Annotated in this window: 13 protein-coding genes; 2 read left to right on the top strand and 11 right to left on the bottom strand. The window is 50.2% G+C overall.

The features are described from left to right. Positions 1-244 precede the first annotated feature (244 nt). Entirely contained in the window at positions 245-1,429 is a 1,185-nt protein-coding gene (locus tag ACLBLI_RS16645) for an acyl-CoA dehydrogenase (RefSeq protein WP_414828664.1), read from the top strand. Positions 1,430-1,543: 114 nt separating this feature from the next. Here the strand turns inward: ACLBLI_RS16645 and ACLBLI_RS16640 are convergent, their stop codons facing one another. From ACLBLI_RS16640 to ACLBLI_RS16610, 7 genes are all read right to left on the bottom strand, one after another. Then, complete coding sequence (locus tag ACLBLI_RS16640) at positions 1,544-1,717, bottom strand: hypothetical protein (protein WP_414828663.1); 174 nt, start codon at positions 1,715-1,717, stop codon at positions 1,544-1,546. 280 nt (positions 1,718-1,997) lie between these two features. Beyond that, positions 1,998-3,008, bottom strand: a complete 1,011-nt coding sequence (locus ACLBLI_RS16635; protein WP_414828662.1) for a cytochrome d ubiquinol oxidase subunit II — start codon at positions 3,006-3,008, stop codon at positions 1,998-2,000. Positions 3,009-3,017: 9 nt separating this feature from the next. Continuing rightward, positions 3,018-4,379: a cytochrome ubiquinol oxidase subunit I gene (locus ACLBLI_RS16630; protein ID WP_414828661.1), complete on the bottom strand. Its 1,362-nt coding sequence runs from the start codon at positions 4,377-4,379 to the stop codon at positions 3,018-3,020. A gap of 10 nt (positions 4,380-4,389) precedes the next feature. Next, complete coding sequence (locus ACLBLI_RS16625) at positions 4,390-4,947, bottom strand: GbsR/MarR family transcriptional regulator (protein WP_218311037.1); 558 nt, start codon at positions 4,945-4,947, stop codon at positions 4,390-4,392. Between the two features lie 403 nt (positions 4,948-5,350). Further along, positions 5,351-5,872, bottom strand: coding sequence for a hypothetical protein (locus tag ACLBLI_RS16620; RefSeq protein WP_414828660.1), 522 nt, complete (start codon positions 5,870-5,872; stop codon positions 5,351-5,353). Between the two features lie 99 nt (positions 5,873-5,971). Beyond that, on the bottom strand, positions 5,972-6,457 hold the full coding sequence (locus tag ACLBLI_RS16615) for a hypothetical protein (protein WP_414828659.1): 486 nt from the start codon (positions 6,455-6,457) through the stop codon (positions 5,972-5,974). A gap of 15 nt (positions 6,458-6,472) precedes the next feature. Beyond that, entirely contained in the window at positions 6,473-9,883 is a 3,411-nt protein-coding gene (locus ACLBLI_RS16610; protein WP_414828658.1) for a tetratricopeptide repeat protein, read from the bottom strand. Between the two features lie 214 nt (positions 9,884-10,097). On the opposite strand from ACLBLI_RS16610, the gene ACLBLI_RS16605 reads away from it, so the two are divergent. After that, positions 10,098-12,086, top strand: coding sequence for a hypothetical protein (locus ACLBLI_RS16605; RefSeq protein WP_414828657.1), 1,989 nt, complete (start codon positions 10,098-10,100; stop codon positions 12,084-12,086). 162 nt (positions 12,087-12,248) lie between these two features. Here the strand turns inward: ACLBLI_RS16605 and ACLBLI_RS16600 are convergent, their stop codons facing one another. The 4 genes from ACLBLI_RS16600 to ubiD form a co-directional block, all read right to left on the bottom strand. Next, positions 12,249-13,235: a substrate-binding periplasmic protein gene (locus ACLBLI_RS16600; RefSeq protein WP_414828656.1), complete on the bottom strand. Its 987-nt coding sequence runs from the start codon at positions 13,233-13,235 to the stop codon at positions 12,249-12,251. Positions 13,236-13,591: 356 nt separating this feature from the next. Then, entirely contained in the window at positions 13,592-14,977 is a 1,386-nt protein-coding gene (locus ACLBLI_RS16595) for a M28 family metallopeptidase (RefSeq protein ID WP_414828655.1), read from the bottom strand. 485 nt (positions 14,978-15,462) lie between these two features. After that, a complete protein-coding gene (gene fre, locus ACLBLI_RS16590) occupies positions 15,463-16,158 on the bottom strand; it encodes an NAD(P)H-flavin reductase (RefSeq protein ID WP_414828654.1) in 696 nt (231 codons plus the stop codon). A 26-nt stretch (positions 16,159-16,184) separates the two neighbouring features. Next, positions 16,185-17,669, bottom strand: a complete 1,485-nt coding sequence (gene ubiD / locus ACLBLI_RS16585; RefSeq protein ID WP_414828653.1) for a 4-hydroxy-3-polyprenylbenzoate decarboxylase — start codon at positions 17,667-17,669, stop codon at positions 16,185-16,187. Positions 17,670-17,712 lie beyond the last annotated feature (43 nt).

Raw genomic sequence — 17,712 nt, 5'->3', positions numbered from 1 at the left:
ATCAGGCTTAACCACAATTACGCTGTGGATAACATTCGCAAAAGTAATATCACTTCATTGATGCAGATGAATATGGCGCACGTGCGGCTGTGGTAAACTCTGCTGTGTTATGTTGCCAGAGCGACAGCAGTCTGCTGTATACAGGCTAAAACCTTGACGGTAACAATTACAAAGATGTCTTTTGCTGTCAGTGAAAGCGGCATGGCATTATCGGTAACGATTCGACGTAAACAGGACTCCATGTATGTCACAAGATGTAGCCAATAACTGGGATGATATTTTGTTGCTTAATGAGCAACTGTCTGAAGATGAGCGCATGGTAAGAGATTCTGCCCGTGAATTCTGCCAGCAAACCCTGATGCCAGGTATCTTGCAGGCTAATCGTCAGGATCACTTTGATACTTCCATCATGCGCCAGTTCGGTGAAATGGGATTGTTAGGAGCAACGATTGACGGTTATGGCTGTTCTGGCGTGAATTATGTGACCTATGGTCTGATTGCTCGTGAGGTTGAACGGGTAGACAGCGGCTATCGCAGTGCAATGAGTGTGCAATCTTCATTGGTGATGCATCCGATTTATCAGTTTGGCTCAGAGGCGCAGAAAGAAAAATATCTGCCGAAGCTGGCAAGTGGTGAGTGGATAGGCTGCTTCGGGCTGACAGAGCCTGATGCGGGTTCTGATCCTGCAGGCATGAAAACCCGTGCGAAAAAGGTAGAGGGTGGGTATCGTCTGACCGGCAGCAAAATGTGGATAACCAACTCGCCGGTTGCCGATGTGTTTGTCGTGTGGGCTAAGAATCAGAACGAGGATGACAAAATTACCGGTTTCGTGCTGGAAAAAGGCATGCAGGGATTATCCGCACCTAAGGTGGAAGGCAAGCTGTCGCTCCGTGCATCCATTACCGGTGAAATTGTTATGGACAATGTATTTGTACCTGAAGAAAACATGCTGCCTAACGTGCGAGGGCTAAAAGGCCCCTTTAGTTGCCTGAACATGGCTCGGTATGGGATCTCCTGGGGGGCGATGGGTGCGGCAGAGTTTTGCTGGCACGCGGCGCGCCAGTACGGGCTTGACCGAAAGCAGTTCAACAAGCCGCTGGCGCAAACTCAGCTGTTTCAAACTAAGCTTGCAAATATGCAGACTGAAATTGCGCTGGGCCTGCAGGCATCACTTCGAGTGGGCCAGCTGATTGACAGCAAAGCCTTCGACCCCACTATGATTTCGTTAGTGAAGCGCAACAACTGTGGTAAAGCGCTGGATATCGCCAGACAAGCCAGAGACATGCACGGCGGTAATGGCATAAGTGATGAATTCCATGTGATGCGACATATGATTAATCTGGAGACAGTTAATACGTACGAAGGTACCTACGATGTGCATGGTCTCATTCTTGGGCGTGCGCAAACCGGTTTTCAGGCGTTTTTCTAATCCTTGATGTATATTAATCAAACAAAAAAGGCCGGTTTTCACCGGCCTTTTTTATTTGGGTTAACTTGAGCTGTTTAACACCCCCGGTTCTGACAGAACCGGGGGTTCACACAGCTACACAGACTCTTTTGAAGAGGCTTCTGCTTGCATTTGCGCTTCCAGCTTAGATTTTTTCTTTATCTTGCAGTCCAGAATGCGCTGCGTATTCTTCCGCCCCAGATAATAGGCAATAGTGTATGGATGCGCTTTTTCAAAAAAGCGGGAAAAGGACTTCGTTAAAATATTCATATTTATCTCCTCCCTGGAGTATTGTTACATAAGGCCCCAATCCGAATAGATAACTGCTCGTTGTGTGTAAGCAGTTATCTGTGCGAATTGTTGATAACCTGAAGGCTATCGTAATATAGAAACGCAGTAAAAAGAGGAAAAGATCACTGCTATCGTATCTTCTTTACCCTATCACACTACTAAGGCAAACAGTCTAAGAGAAGTGTCAAAAATGCAGATGATATATCAAAGCCAGCGCCACCGCGGGTAATGCTTTACCTGGCGGCGGCCTGGACGAATGTCAGTAATAACTGAGTTTTTCCGATTTACCGGCAAAAATGCGGTAAACCAACACGGTATAAGCAAGAATGCACGGCACCACGATGACCGTGCCTACTAACAGAAAGCGCAGTGAGTTTGCATCACTCAGTGCATCCATAACCGTGAGTTGCCCGGGGATGACATACGGGTAATAGCTGATACCAAATGCGTTAAAGCACAGCACAAAGACCACCAGGGCGATAAAGAACGGCAGCCATTCTCCTTTCCCTTTAGCCTCAGGAAGCTTTTTGAGCAACACGGCACACAGTACCAGCAGCGCAAAACAGGTAACCGGAATGGCCATCAGCAGATAACCCCACGGTGCGCTCAGCCAGAGCGCCCTGACGTCATCGTGTAGCGTAAGGTTTGCCAGACTTACGGCGATGATACCGCCGGATAAGACGAAAAGTCCGCGACGTGCCCAATAAAAGGCTTTCTCCTGCAATTCGTTTTCAGACTTCATAATCAGCCAGCATGAACCAATGAATGCATAGGCAGCAGTTACACCCAGTGCCGCCAGCAGCGCAAATCCTTGTGCCCAGATGTCGGTTCGCAACCCGGTAACATAAATACCCAGCATGTAGCCCTGCGCCAGGGTTGTCAGTAACGAGCCCCACTTAAAGCTAAGATCCCAGCTGCGCTTTCTTACCTGCGCCACCTTTGCCCGAAAATCAAATGACACGCCACGTAAGATCAGGCCGATTAACATCAGCGTGGCCGGAATATATAACGACTGCAGAAACTCACTGTGCGCTTCCGGAAATGCAAACAGCAGCAGGCCTATAGCCAGTACCAGCCAGGTTTCGTTAGCGTCCCAGTACGGGCCAATGGAGGCAATCATATCGTCACGAAATTTTTCTTCCCGAGGCGGCAGCAATACGCCAACCCCCAGATCGTAACCGTCGAGGATTGCGTACAGCAAGACCGCTAGCCCAAGCAGGCCAACATAGATATCACCTAACGTTTCGGCTGATAAACTTTCAAATGGCATGATGAACTCCTACGTGTTCGCAGGAGACAATTTTCCGGCTTTCGCCATCTCCCGCTCTTCGGTGGTAATTTCTTCAATTTCGACTGCCCGGCGACACATCAGCATCAGCGTGCCCATGTAGGCAAACAAGAGAATAGTGTAAATAACGGCATACAAAGTGAAAGACAGCGCAACATTGCCCGCCGGCAAGCCTGTTACCGCTTCTTCTGTTCGCAATACCCCCGATACCAGATAGGGTTGCCGTCCTATTTCCGTGACATACCAGCCTGCCAGCGTGGCGATCCAGCCACTGAAAGCCATACCGGCATAAACTTTTTTCATCCACAGCGGGATGTCGCCGCGTCGCCACAGCAAGAAAGCTCCTGTCCAGGACACCAGCAGCATCAGAAGGCCCATTCCTATCATGACGCGGAAGCTGAAAAATACCTGAGCAACCGGCGGGTGTTCACCTTTAAAGTCATTCAGCCCCTGTACCTCTCCGTTAGGATCATGGGTAAGGATAAGACTGGCAGCACGTGGGATTTTGATTTCAAAATGATTCTCACGGCTATCTTCATCGGGCACGGCAAACAGTAACAGCGGCGCGCCTTCAGTGGTTTCCCATAACCCTTCCATAGCCGCCACTTTTTGTGGTTGATGCTCCAGCGTATTTAGTCCGTGCATATCGCCGGCGAAAATTTGCAGCGGTATCAGTACAGCAGCGGTATATGTTGCTGTCTTCAGCGCGACTTTCGGTGCTTCTTTGTCATCGCCTTTTAACATGCGATAGGCTGAGAGCCCTGCGATCAGAAAGCTCGCGGTAAGTCCTGAGGCCAGCATCATGTGCACGAAACGGTAGGGGAAAGAGGGGTTGAAGATGATCTCGCTCCAGTCTCTTGCATACACTATCCCGTCTACTACTTCGTGGCCCTGCGGGGTATGCATCCAGCTGTTTAGCGAGAGGATCCAAAACGCTGAGGTGCTGGTGCCGATAGCCACGACCAACGTCGCCAGTGTATGCACCCAGTTGGGCACTTTGCGGATCCCGAAAAGCATAATGCCCAGGAAGGTGGCTTCGAGGAAAAATGCAGTCAGCACTTCATAACCCAGCAACGGCCCCGCGACATTCCCCACTTTTTCCATAAAACCCGGCCAGTTGGTGCCAAACTGAAATGACATGGTGACGCCGCTGACGACACCCAGGGCAAACGTTAGTGCAAATACCCGTACCCAAAACCGATAAATCCGCATCCATACCGGATTCGTTGACAGATTAGAGCGCAGTTTAAAATAGAAAAGAAACCAGGCCAGCGCCATGGTGATGGTTGGAAAAAGAATATGAAAACTGATATTCAGTGCGAACTGCAAACGAGACAGCAAAAACGCGTCCACATTGGCCTCCTCAATTAACGGTAGATTTACCGGGTAAAAGCTTGTCTTTCAGATCCAGCATACGACCGACACCGGACCCAAGTTTCATCAGCGTGTTCAGCTTGTCAGGCCCCAGATTCTGAAGCTCTTGGGACCAGGCCGTCACAGATTCCAGCAAATCATGAATTTCGGACAGCGTTTGTTGTGCCTGAGCCTCATTACTGTTTGCGGGGGTGTCGAGTAGTAAGTCACGTAATAAACTCAAGGTTGGATCAATTTCGCGCTTTCTTCTTTCTTCGAAAACGCGATTAGCCAATTCCCACACTGACCCTGCCGGAACAAAGTAATCTTTGCGTTCACCGGGCACGAGGTGAGGTTTTACTAATCGCCAGGACTGAAGTTCTTTTAGCCCCATGCTGACATTGCCGCGTGAAATGTTAAGTGCATCAGCAATTTCCTGAGCCGTGACCGGTTCCTCATTCAGTACGATAAGTGCCAGCATCTGGCCTACCGTGCGGTTAAATCCCCAGCGACTACCCATTTCACCAAAATGCATTACAGCAGAGGTTATTAGTGGCGTCATTTTCATAATACTGACCATATTGAAGTTTCAGAAATTACTGAAACTTTATGATCGAACTTGATTTAAGTCAACTTTTTATCGAGAGACAGTTCGCAGTATTGCTAAGGCGATCAATCATCTCATAGGTCTGAGGAGGGAATTGTATCTGTTAACTGTCGGGTCTCGGGGATTGCGGGATTAGGTTTAGAAAACGCGAGCGGGCACGTAACGAGTGCCTGCAAGCTGATTTCTAATTTACATTGTGGTGATTGTTTCTCGCCCGTAACCTGGGCGTAGTAAAAAATATCCGTCAGATAGAAACGTAACTTCCTGAGCACGAGTTTCCTCCTGCGTGGTCGTGATATCCCACTTTGAAAAGATAAAAACACATGACTTTGACCACGTTTGACAGCGCCCGGAATGCCGGTGGTTATCGTCTGGTGGTATTGCGTATACTTGGGTCCAACAGGTATGTGGTGTTGTTCACTGTGAACCTGACGATATAGTCGTGCATTACACCCTCCGGCGTGCCATCCACATTCTTATTGCGAACAACCAGCGCCTTTCTGCCTACAGAGTGAACCTGAAACTCTCTGGCGTTTTGTGCGCTGGAGGCATGGCCTGACCATAATGTATTGAACGCGGCGATGCCCTCAGTTGCCGACTGCGCGTAAGCGGAAAGAATGGCATTTTTTTCTGCAAGTTCATTTTGCTCAAACACTTTAAGGTCAAAGTCAGAGTAGCCGTCGGGAAATTCAAAGCGTATAAATTTTTTATCTTCCGTAAACTCAATGATCTCAATTGGCTGATTATCCTGATACAGGGTTAGCTGACCTGGTGTGCCCTGCTGCGCTCTGTATTCTACATGAATGGTATTTGGGTTAGCCTGAACGGTGACTGCAAGTAATACCGCAATGATGCCAGTGACGATAGAGCGTGTTTTGTTTTTCATTATTTTTCACCTGTTGCTTAGTTGGATGCGGCCAAAGACTTACCCGCCTCTTCCCTGAATAAGCAGGGCGGGGTATTCCGCCCTGCAGCGCACTGGGAGTTATCCCATTTGTTTATTTCTGATACTTGGATCCAGCAAATAGCTTTGATTGTTATAAGTGAATTTTAGAATATAGCTGTGAAGGGTTCCGGTTTCGTCGCCATCCTTATCTTTATCTCGCACCACCATTTTTTGTCCCTGAGGGGCGCGCAACTTAAATTCCCGGTTTTCCTGATCGCTGGAGGCTTTCCCGTCCCAGGTATCGTCAAATTTCGAAATACCATCCTGCGGATCCTCTTGGTAAGCAGCCATCACAGCGGTTTTGTCGGCGGCTTCATTTTCCTCAAACACACGGATATCAAAGTCGGAATAGCCATCGGGAAACGCAAACCGGATGAAGCGCTTGTTGCCTGGGAAGTCAATTTCGCTTATCGGCGTGGTACCTGAATACAACGTCAGGTTTCCGGGTTGATTCGCAGTGTCGGCCTTAAGAACAACATCGACACTGTTGTCATCTGTTGGCGTGGTTAGGTCCTGTACTGGCATAAAGTGATCTCCTGATCAGAGTAAGTTATGCGCGAGGGCCGAACGGATATCCGGCTCAAGCGCAGCAAGTTCCGGATACTGCCAGATAACATCCGGGGTAATAGAAACCAGGTTGTTGAGTGTACTGTAGTCTTCTTTCACGAGCGCCTGCTCGAGTTGTGCTACCAGAGCGCCTGGTCCAAGAAATTCAGACGTCACCGTGTAGTCAGGCTGTAAATTCAGTGCCGTAGCGACACGCAATCGCCAAAGCTGTGCGGTCGGCACTTCTGCCTTCAATAAGGTTTGTTGAAGAGGATATGCTTCATCATATCTTTCCTGCGCTGTTAGCAAACGCCAGTACCAATAATGCCGGTGATACCAGGTTTCCATCCAGAAGTTAGTACTTTCTTCTGGCGTTTCTGCATTAATGGCAAAGCTGCGATCAAAGTTTTGTTCTGCGAGAAGATAGTCATTGCTCAGCAGATACACTTCGCCCAGATACGCATGGGTGGCTGACAGGATTTGTCGCCAGTTTTGATTGTCACGGTCATGTCTTACCAACTCTTCCATGGTGCGCTGTTGTTCAAGATAGATCTCAATGGCCTTACTGAGGTTGCCGCTGAATATTTCTATTTTCGCCAGCCGGTTATTAGCCAGCACCACGTTCACCCTAGCCCGGTAGCCTTTTTCCAGACGTGCTATCTGCTGAAAGAGCTGTTGTTCACTTTGATAAAAGCTCAGTGCCTGAGTCAGTTTTAGTTGCTTCTGATGCGCCGAACCGAGCCAGGAGTAAACGTCGGCCAGGGTGGCAATGGCATCCAGATTATCCGGCGCCATTGAAACAACCTGCAGCGTGTATTCCGCTGCCTTGAGAAAATAACCTATGGCGTCGTCGATATTACCTCTGCTGTTGGCAAGCGTGCCAAGGTTCGAGTTCGCATAAGCGACTTCCATCATTGCATCCGGGTACTCGGGTCGCATCTCACGCAGCGTAAGAGCCGTTTCCCTGTATGATAAAAATAACGCTTCGGCCTGCCGTAAATCGTTGGCAACCCAATAGGCATAACCCAGCCAGAATTCGGCTTGTGCCTTTTCATACATATAGTCGAAGCGGTCGGGCGACTGTGTAACCAGTTTCTCTGCCTGCTTCAGGCTTTGCTCAAATGCTTTGGTAGCCTTATCATATTGTGCGATATCCATATACACGCTGCCGATCTGGTACAGCGCTTTGGTCCGATTTAACAGACTTGTGTCGTTAGCTTCCTCGTCTTCCAGGCCGGCAAAGTAGGCCATGGCTTTCTCGCCAATAGACTGCATCACATCAAGACGCCCCAGCTTTTCCAGTTCCGAGTGTAAATCACCGATAAGAAACTCAATAAGATCCTGGCTTTTTGCCAGATTTCGCTCGGCAGCTTGTTGACTCTCTCTGGCAGAAAAAGAGGCGCTGGTGGCATACAAAGTGACGGCAATCAGCGCCCCAATAGCGGCGTAGCGGATCCCGGTGGCCTTTCTGGCACGCCTTTCAGATGCCGCCACGTACTCCTTTAATTCCGCAGTATGTGAAAGCTCACTTCGAATAAGTGCCCGACCGTCTTCCAGTGGTTTGCCGGCGTTTAGCAACAAGGCCGGATCGCGCTTTGTTTTGACCCAGCGCCGCACCTGTTCCGACATCTGGTTACGAATATTTAGCAGAGCACGGTTGGTCTCAAGCCAGCTTACCAATCTGGGCCAGTGAATATGCAGCGACTCATGTGCAATGGTCACCACTTCTACTCCGTCGGGGTTGCGTTCACTGACCAGTAACCGCGCATCGATAAAGGCATCCAGCAGGGTACGCGCATGGCGGTCGCTCTCAAGGTGAGACCTTACCGCCCATTTACGCAAATAACGTCCGGTTTCATCGCAACTGGTAAGCTGATTAAAGACATGCGCAAAGCGTTTTCGGACGGTTTTATCCAAGCCTTTGAACACGCTCTCTGCATGACTGGCTATGGCACCTTCAATTCCCCCAAGCGACGCGTAGTGCTCAAAAGTTAACATGCCGCTGGGTGTACGCATGTCATATAGCTGGGTTAACGTAAATTCAAGCAGCGGCAAGCTTTCTGGTGATTGTGCGGCCCGCGTGGCAATGACTTCATCAAGTGGAGGCTGGCCTTTAGCACCTTCCTCAAATCGCAGGTGTGCGGCGCGGGCAGGGATGGTGATCATCTGGCGAATATTAAACAGGGCAGGGGGCGACAAGTCGTGCTGCCCTCCGTGCTGCTTGAGGTGCAGCAGTTCGGGGGTGGAAGACAGGTGGTGATAGCAGTCACTGCGTAAGGTGCCAATTACAAAGATGCCTACCTCCTCCACCATCGCCGCGATCAATTTTGCAAACAACGTACGCTGTTCGGGCGTAATAGCCTCTGACGTGTATAACTCTTCCAACTGGTCGATAAGCAACACCATCGTGACCGGTTCAGGCTGGGATGCCAATGCTGAACGCAGGTAATCAATGAAAGTGTCTGGAGAAGAAAAAGCCTGTCTGGCAAGCGCGTTAATTTCTTTAGGGGGAACCAGTTCGTGAGCACTGTGCGACGCCAACGCCGAGACCAGTGCCCGAAAAGGATCGCCTTCGATGTCTGCCGGACGCATAACCCCGCGCAGTATCTGACCGCCATCACGAAAGAATACGGGGTCGTACATTGCAGGCAGGATCCCTGCCCGGGCCAGGCTCGACTTTCCTGAACCGCTCATGCCCACAATGAGCAGAAATGGCTGATGCATGGCGGCTTTTTGCTTGAGTTTTTCCAGCGCCTCTGCAATTGCATCATCTCGACCACAAAATACGCTGGCATGCTCAAAGCGGAATGCTTTAAGCCCTTGAAACGGGTTGCCACTATACCAGTCGCGGGCATGCGTCATTTCTGCTTCGGTCAGCATCGGGAGATGATTATCTAACCAGCGGTGAAGATGATGCTCCAGCAAGCTTTCAAATTCACTCACGGTGGCGTATTGATGATATGCCTTGCTCAAACGCTGCTGCTGATCGGTAAAGTGTTCAGCAAAAAATGCATTTACGCTTTGTGCCCGCTTTCCAGCATTGTCCATTCTGCGGTAGACCATTACCGCGGGCTTGCCATTGGTCTGCTGCGCATCCTGGGCGGCCAGAAATTCATATTCGGTGCCGGTGAGCGGGCCGGTATATGGAGCAGGAATGGCATCGTCGGGCAAAAGGGTGCCCATGCGTTGCCACAGCACCATGATAAATAAATCCGCGGTTGCCGGATTCGGTAGTTGTGGCTGGAACGAGTCTCTGGCTTCAAGCGGCTGCTCTTCCCAGAGGATCAGGTTGAGTTCGCTGCGATGCCCGAATACTTTACGCAGGCGCTCGACAACTTTTGCGACCAGCGCGCGTTCAAGCGCAACGTCGCCAGGCGAGGACACGAAAATATTGCAGGTGGGCATAGGATTTACGGTTTATTGTGCTATTGTCGAATAGCTTAGTACAAAAAGTGAACAGTGACATGGTAGGGCTGCGAAAATAACCGTTTTCCGTCATTTGCTGCAGTGTGAGGTCTCTCTTAAACGTGAGAGCGTTCTGCTGTAGACGTGCAAACGAGCGTCCCCTTGTCGTAGAAGATCTTCTCATAACCTTCAGCCCATCATAAGGACATGACTCATGCCTGAATCGCAAGTTGCTTCTGTATATCAGCAGTTCGTTGATTCGCCACTGGTACCCATGACGTTGCGTGTCGGTGTGGCAGGCCACCGTGAGCATACAAACATCCGGGCAGATAACGATGTGCTGATAAAGCAAATTACGGCACTTTACAGTCTCATTCATGAGCAGTTAAGCCGTTGTCATGAGCATCCCCATGCCAGAATTCTCTATGCACCCCGCCCTCCGGTGCTAAGGCTGATATCGTCGATGGCTGATGGCGCAGACCGGTTGTTACTGGAACCGGCGCTGGTGAAAGAGCAATATGAGCTGTCCTGTATTTTGCCTTTTGCAGCTAAGGAGTACGCTCAGGATTTTGACGAAGAGAGCCAGCAGGCATTTTTTCAAACCCTCAAGCGAGCCAATTATCAACAGCATGACTCCAAAGTTCTGGAGTTGGACGGCAAGCGGGAAAGCGCTGACTTTGCATACCGTGACTGCGCTGAAGCGCTGGTCAGCAACTGTGACTTACTAGTGGCGCTTTACGACGGCGAAGATCGTGGAGGATATGGCACGTCGTGGACGATCAAACTGGCGTTGTCGCAGAAAATCCCGGTGATATGGATAGACATCGAGCACCCCAATAACCTGTATTTTCTGCATAAGGAAAATGGCGAGACCATCACCACGCCCCTTACCGCTGCATCACTTTACGAGTGGCTTGGCCATACGCTGTTATTTGATACCGTTTTGTCTTCCCCGGATGAGACCCGCAAGGGAGATTTAACATCCCGGGTCTTACATCGGTTTCGCACTTTCGCCCGCGAGTCGGCGTTGTCATTCCGTGATCAGGAGGAGCCGGATTACAATGATCGGGGGCCTATTACTGTGAAAGTAGGGCGCAGTAACCTGCTACATAACGGCTTCGGCATGTTAAGAAAGCTCCTGATATCGCCTGCGAAAATAAAACGCGAGGTGATTCAGCATCACAAAAAGCTTCCCGCTACGGCACAGATAGCCTCGCCTTCGTCATCATCAGACGTTAATAAATTTCATTCTCCTGCCAGCGACGCTTATTATGCCGCTTACTTGCGCGCTGACAGGCTGGCAGGCTTTTATGCGTCGCTACATCGCAGCACCTTCATGTACATTTATATCTTTGGCGCGGCTGCGCTGATGGTAGCGGCACTGGCGATAGCCTTTTCCAGCCCGGTCGATTATGGAAAAACAGCGCTTTACTGCGCTGTTATTGAAATTGCGTTGCTAGCCCTGATTTATATTTTATACAAACGAGACAGATACAAACGCCTCCATGACCGGTGGTTGGAATATCGCTGTATTGCCGAATTCTTAAGACCGACTTTATATTTATCCTTGTTCAGCAGCCATTTCCCTATGCGTCGTTTCCGCGACAGTGAAGAAGTGTTAGGGAGGAACTTGCTCGGGCATGGCGGCCCGGAGCGCTGCTGGGCTTATCTGTACACAGAAACGGTGCTTCGGTGGGTTGGCTTTTCAGGCCATAACATGGAGCCAGACTATCTATCCGATGCGCTGCATTTTACTCAGACGCACTGGATAAAGGAGCAATATCAGTACCACACGCACAATGCCATCGCGATGAAGCAAATGGCGAAGCGGCTTATAAAGTTAAGTGAGGCCATGTTTATCACGACCATCGTGGTGGTGTTCGCCAAGATTGGGCTGACGCTATATCTCCCGCATCTGTATAGTCTGTCAAAAATCTGCGGGCTACTGGCGGCCTGGCTGCCGGTAACGGGAACTACAGCATTTGCAATACGAAACCACGCAGAGTTTGAGATCTCAGCGCAACGAAGTCTGAGTGCCAGAGAAATTCTGCTGGGATATCACTGCAAAATATCAACACTTGCGACAACAGCAGTCACTGCGAAAGAAATTGAAGAAACCCTACGTGAGCTTACTGCTCAGTCCATCACGGAAACCGCCGACTGGCTGGAAATTTATGAAGTGAAAGATACAGAAACAGCTTAACGACAGGGGGAATTTTGGCTGCAAAAAGCTGCGGTGCGCCCCTTACGCACGCGCCTGGGACATCTGTCGCTGGCGCTTTTTAAGAGAGTTGATACAACGCGCTGTCAGGCCAGGCTGCTACCGAAAAGCCTCTTTTGTGCCACGAGCGTGAAAGGTGGATGATTACCAGCGCTGAATCATCCGCTTGTAGACATCCGGGTCGAGCAGGCTGGGTCGCAACGAAGGCGTTACTGTTTCCAGCGCTTGCAGAGCATCATTCCAGCTTGCAAAGCGTTCGCCGTCAACGATAAACGACGCATTGTCGCTGACGGGCTTTCCGTCAAGAGAGTATGCCAGGGTTAGCAGGCCGGGGTCGATTTTGGCATGATTTACGTTGGTTGACGTGATGTATTCTGCGACACCATCACCGTCGACGTCCCGTGTCAGCCAGGTTACGCCAAGTAAACGATTGTAGGTGCCGTCTGACTGCATCTTTGTGATAGTGTCGTTAAAAGTAGCAAGTAATTGCTTTGCGTTAGCCATTTTTGTCGATAGCGAAATATGGAAGCTCGATTTCACCAGAGGCGCTGCGGAGTAATGCAGCATCTCTTCGCCATCGGCTCTGAGCAGCCGGTTGAACTCGTCCACTAACAAGAAAGAAGTCATAAGATACGGTGCGCGATCATCGGCAAGTTGACGGAATGCATCGAAACTCGACGGGTTTCTTGACCACTTGATGTCTTTTATTAATCTGAATTTCGGGGTGTTAGCGAAGCGGTTTTCAATGGCAACGCGATTGCTGTCAAGATGAGGTATCAGACGAATTTGCTTCACGTTTTCAGATTTGCTGCTTACGTAAAGCTGTAAAGGCAGGTAGGGCTCAGAGTAAAGAAAAGCAGATTTTTGATCGCCTAAATCGATAAAAGCAAATTCTCCGTCAAGCTTTCCTGATAACAGCCCGCTGCCAAGAAATGCCTGACGCATAACCTCAAGCTGAAGGTCTTCTCCCATCCGGGAAAACGCTTCCTCGACGATTGCATTCAACCGTGCCGGCTCACCCTCTGCGTCGACATAGGTTGCAAATGGTGAAGCTCCCAGGGTGACAGCACTGGCACTCCCGAAAAACAACATGGATAACCCAAGTCCCGTGGCGGCCAACAGCTTATTCATTTTTTACTCACTTCGTTACTATCAATATGATGCGAAAGACGACATCGACTTTGTAGTTACATCGGTCACTCGCCATCGCGTTCGCGGTAACCGGTGAATGATGGCACCAGAGAAGCCGTGATCACTTTTGCATTACGCTTTTTGCAAACATCAACCGCTTTCGCCTGTGCTTCTTTTCTGCTTCTAGCTTACATTAAAATTGTACGAATAACCTGTTTTCCGGAGATCACACGGTATGTAAGCAAAGTCTAATGTACCAAACCAACATGGAGATGGCCTTGTCGAAAGTTGTCCACAACGGATGGGAACGACATCGCGAGCGATGACGTTCCTATCTGGACTTTGCTACAGAGGCGTTAGTCGCCAAAGCTTCCGGCTGCGCCCGGAAAAACAACCGGGCTTTCGTAGCCTTCTTTGCTGACGCTGGCAACGCCGAAAAAGTAATTGTCGATCACGATATTTTCAAGCGTTGCGGTGGTCACATTACCCACAAAACGACTGAATTCCCATTGTGGGGCATCGGTGTGTCGCCAGTATATTTTGTAGCCCGCGAGTTGTGGATTTTGCTCAGCATCCAGTGCATCCCAGGACAACGTGGTGGAGGGGCGAACCGCACCTTCTATACTCACATTTGCCGGAGGACTGGGTGCCCACGCCATGTTGGCCAGACTGGCGGCGTTAAGCGAGGTCAACTTGGCCGCATAATCGAAGTTCACACCATCCAGCGTATCACCGTACTTAATACCGTCTTCGGTCCGTAAGTCCTGATGCTGGCGATTGTAGTTTTCATTAGTTTCCATAATACGGATCCCGGGATAGCCAAGATCGTTAAAGGGCCGGTGATGGCCGCCACGACCAAAGCGATCCAGGCGATATATCACCATGGTATCCAGGTTAGGGATAAACTGGTCGGCGATGCGGTCGATGTAACGTGCCAGATTACGACTTGGTGAGTCAACTTCACCGCCGGTAAAGCGGCGGATGCGGGCTTCCTGCTCGGTCTCGGTCACTCGGGTACCTTCCGCGAATATGCGGGCCGATGTATTATCAATTACGCCATTGACACCCTCAATATTGCCAATCATATCGTTGTTCAGCACTGCCTTGATGCGCCAGCCATCGGCTTTGGCTTGCTCGGCCATAATCTTACCGCCGAATAATCCCTGTTCCTCCCCCGATAATGCGGCATAAACAATAGAACCGTTAAATGTGTGCTTAGACAGTACCCGTGCAGCTTCCAGCGTACCAGCAACGCCAGACGCATTGTCATTCGCGCCAGGTGAATCCGAGGTAGCATCCATAACGTCTGATACTCGCGAGTCGATATCGCCGGACATGATCACGTAACGGCTGGGATCTGTTTTGCCGCGCTGGATGGCAATGACGCTCACAACATCAGTCGCCTCGGGAATACGTTTTTCATCGCTGATGACGTCAGACTGGAAGTACACTTCCAGACAGCCGCCACACTCAGCTGAGATTTTCTCAAACTCGGCTTTTATCCAGCGTCGTGCTGCACCTATACCACGGGTATCTGACTGGGTTTCAGATAAGGTGTGACGGGTACCAAAGTTAACCAGCGTAGTTATGTCACTTTCAATTCTGTCGGCAGACACGTCAGCGACAATATCGTGAATGACTTGCTGATCGCCTGCCTTGGGGGCATCTGATGCGGTGGCGAACGAGCTTGTCAGCGACCCAAAAGTCAGGCCCAACAAGGAAACGAGTGTGGTTTTTTTCATCGTTATTACCGTTTTTATTGTAGTTAGAATAAGACGGAACGACACTGGCTGAAAAGGTACAGTCAACGCCAATTCGCTAAAGGTATATTGCAAATAAGTCTGTGTTCGCGGCGAGGCGACAGACTTATTCACACTACCCTCACTATTACGTTAGGTGAAACCCAACCAGGTCACAAATGAAGTCGGCGTAATGAATGGGCACTCTGTCGTAGGCAGAAACGGCAGCATAAACGAAAAGTGATGTACTATTTAACAAAACTCCCCCGTTACTGGCTAGTCGACGGCCGGTTATGTGGGTAATGGCGGGGTAGTGTATTTACTAAGTGCGCTTCATGTGGGTAACGGCAAGAAAGTATGTTGAGTAAGAGCGCTGCATGTGAGCTGCGGCAAGCCAGTGTTTGCAATAAGAACGCTACATCAGAAGCAGTAAAGCGCTGCTGGTGGCAGCGCCTTAAATACATGTCTCAGGGGCTTACAGTCTGCTATCAGATGAAAGCGAACGCATCACCAAACAGGTCGTCTTTGGACAATCCGCGGGTAGAGAAGTCTTCACGAACCACTTTGGCCATTTCAAACCGACCGGCAACATACACTTGTACGTTAGCAAAGTCTGCGTGGTCGGCCATCACAGCATGGTGCACCCAGCCGGTGCGACCAGACCAGTCGTCATGTGCAAATTCCACCACAGGAACAAAGGTAAACGTGTCGTGCTTTTCTGCGAGCGCGCTTAATTCGTCAGCAAGGTACAAATCATCGGCGTGACGCCCGCCCCAATACAGGGTTACCGGCGTAGTATCATCGCTGTGAAGGTGTTCCTGCAGAATGGACCAGGTGTAGGAAAAACCGGTACCGCCAGCAATGAGGATCATCGGCTTTCCATTGGGCTTCAGAAACGCCTCGCCGTGACCACCACTTAATGTAATGGTGCCATCGTTGCGCATGCGTTCAAGTACTTCTGTCGCGTAGGCATTTCCTTCATCTGCACCGATATGCAGTTCGATACGGTCGTTATCCCAGGCCGCATTAGCAATAGAAAAAGGACGCTTGTCGTTTTCACCCATGTGCACAAGAATGTACTGACCCGCTTTAAATGACATCGGAGATGATGGTGTTAATTCAACCTTGTAAACCGTGTCGGTAAGCGGTTCGATATTGGCGACCTGACATTGTATTTCTGACATGTACTCTCTTCTTTACCTGTTAATGATTACCGGCTTGCAGAATCGTTCATGATACCAAGCTCATCCCAGATGTCATCCACGCGTTGCTTTACGGCATCGTTCATGACGATGGGAGTGCCCCACTCGCGGTCGGTTTCACCGGGCATTTTATTGGTAGCATCCATGCCCATTTTCGAACCTAACCCGGATACCGGCGATGCGAAGTCCAGATAATCAATAGGTGTGTTTTCAATCATGGTGGTATCTCGCGCCGGATCCATGCGGGTAGTGATGGCCCAGATCACGTCATTCCAGTCCCGGGCGTTAACGTCATCGTCGCACACGATCACAAACTTGGTGTACATAAACTGGCGTAGAAACGACCACACGCCCATCATGACGCGCTTAGCGTGCCCTGGATATTGCTTTTTCATGGTTACAATAGCCATGCGGTACGAACAGCCTTCAGGCGGCAGATAGAAGTCGACGATTTCCGGGAATTGCTTTTGCAGAATTGGCACAAACACTTCGTTAAGCGCCACACCCAATATCGCGGGTTCATCTGGTGGACGGCCGGTGTAAGTTGAATGATAAATCGGATTTTTACGATGCGTGATATGCGTGACGGTAAATACGGGGAACTCATCTATTTCGTTGTAGTAACCGGTATGGTCGCCATACGGCCCTTCCGGCGCGGTTTCGTCCTGCGCAATGTAGCCTTCCAGCACAATCTCAGCCGATGCAGGTACCTGCAGGTCGTTACTGATGGATTTTACCACTTCGGTTTTATCACCACGCAGTAACCCGGCAAATGCGTACTCTGACAACGTGTCAGGAACAGGCGTCACGGCGCCAAGGATTGTCGCCGGATCGGCTCCCAGTGCCACCGAGACCGGGTAAGGTTCGCCGGGATGGGTCTGGCACCACTCGCGAAAATCCAATGCGCCGCCGCGATGTGACAGCCAGCGCATAATGACTTTGTTCTTCCCGATAACCTGCTGACGGTAGATACCCAGATTCTGACGCTTTTTGTGCGGGCCCCGGGTGACGGTGAGCCCCCAGGTGATCAGCGGAGCGGCATCCCCCGGCCAGCAGCGCTGTACAGGTAACTGGCTTAAGTCCACATCGTCGCCGCTTATAATAACGTCCTGACACGGCGCCTTTTTTACTGTTTTCGCCGGCATGTTCAGCACCTGCTTAAATACCGGCAGTTTATCCCACAGGTCTTTTAGGCCCTTGGGTGGCTCAGGCTCTTTAAGATAAGCCAGCAACTTACCAACCTCGCGCAGGGCCGCAACGGAATCCTGCCCCATTCCCATGGCCACTCTTTCCGGCGTGCCAAACAGATTAGCCAGTACCGGCATGGTATGGTTTTTCGGATTTTCAAATAACAGGGCCGGGCCGCCTGCGCGCAAGGTGCGATCGGCGATTTCCGTCATCTCCAGATCGGTATCAATGGGTTGCGTGATGCGCTTAAGTTCACCACGGGTTTCCAGTTGCTGGATAAAGTCGCGTAAATCTTTATATTTCATTTGATTGGGCAGGGTCCACGGACTACTCTTTTGAAAGGATTAT

Source organism: Alteromonas sp. H39 (assembly GCF_047556435.1).
Taxonomy (GTDB): Bacteria; Pseudomonadota; Gammaproteobacteria; order Enterobacterales; family Alteromonadaceae; genus Alteromonas.
This window is presented reverse-complemented; position numbering and strand designations above follow the sequence as displayed.

Bases quoted from the DNA above. Each gene is read 5' to 3' on its own strand.
- ACLBLI_RS16645 (WP_414828664.1), top strand. From the start codon at position 245: ATGTCACAAGATGTAGCCAATAACTGGGATGATATTTTGTTGCTTAAT.
- ACLBLI_RS16640 (WP_414828663.1), bottom strand. From the start codon at position 1,717: ATGAATATTTTAACGAAGTCCTTTTCCCGCTTTTTTGAAAAAGCGCAT.
- ACLBLI_RS16635 (WP_414828662.1), bottom strand. From the start codon at position 3,008: ATGCCATTTGAAAGTTTATCAGCCGAAACGTTAGGTGATATCTATGTT.
- ACLBLI_RS16625 (WP_218311037.1), bottom strand. From the start codon at position 4,947: ATGAAAATGACGCCACTAATAACCTCTGCTGTAATGCATTTTGGTGAA.
- ACLBLI_RS16620 (WP_414828660.1), bottom strand. From the start codon at position 5,872: ATGAAAAACAAAACACGCTCTATCGTCACTGGCATCATTGCGGTATTA.
- ACLBLI_RS16615 (WP_414828659.1), bottom strand. From the start codon at position 6,457: ATGCCAGTACAGGACCTAACCACGCCAACAGATGACAACAGTGTCGAT.
- ACLBLI_RS16610 (WP_414828658.1), bottom strand. From the start codon at position 9,883: ATGCCCACCTGCAATATTTTCGTGTCCTCGCCTGGCGACGTTGCGCTT.
- ACLBLI_RS16605 (WP_414828657.1), top strand. From the start codon at position 10,098: ATGCCTGAATCGCAAGTTGCTTCTGTATATCAGCAGTTCGTTGATTCG.
- ACLBLI_RS16600 (WP_414828656.1), bottom strand. From the start codon at position 13,235: ATGAATAAGCTGTTGGCCGCCACGGGACTTGGGTTATCCATGTTGTTT.
- ACLBLI_RS16595 (WP_414828655.1), bottom strand. From the start codon at position 14,977: ATGAAAAAAACCACACTCGTTTCCTTGTTGGGCCTGACTTTTGGGTCG.
- fre (WP_414828654.1), bottom strand. From the start codon at position 16,158: ATGTCAGAAATACAATGTCAGGTCGCCAATATCGAACCGCTTACCGAC.
- ubiD (WP_414828653.1), bottom strand. From the start codon at position 17,669: ATGAAATATAAAGATTTACGCGACTTTATCCAGCAACTGGAAACCCGT.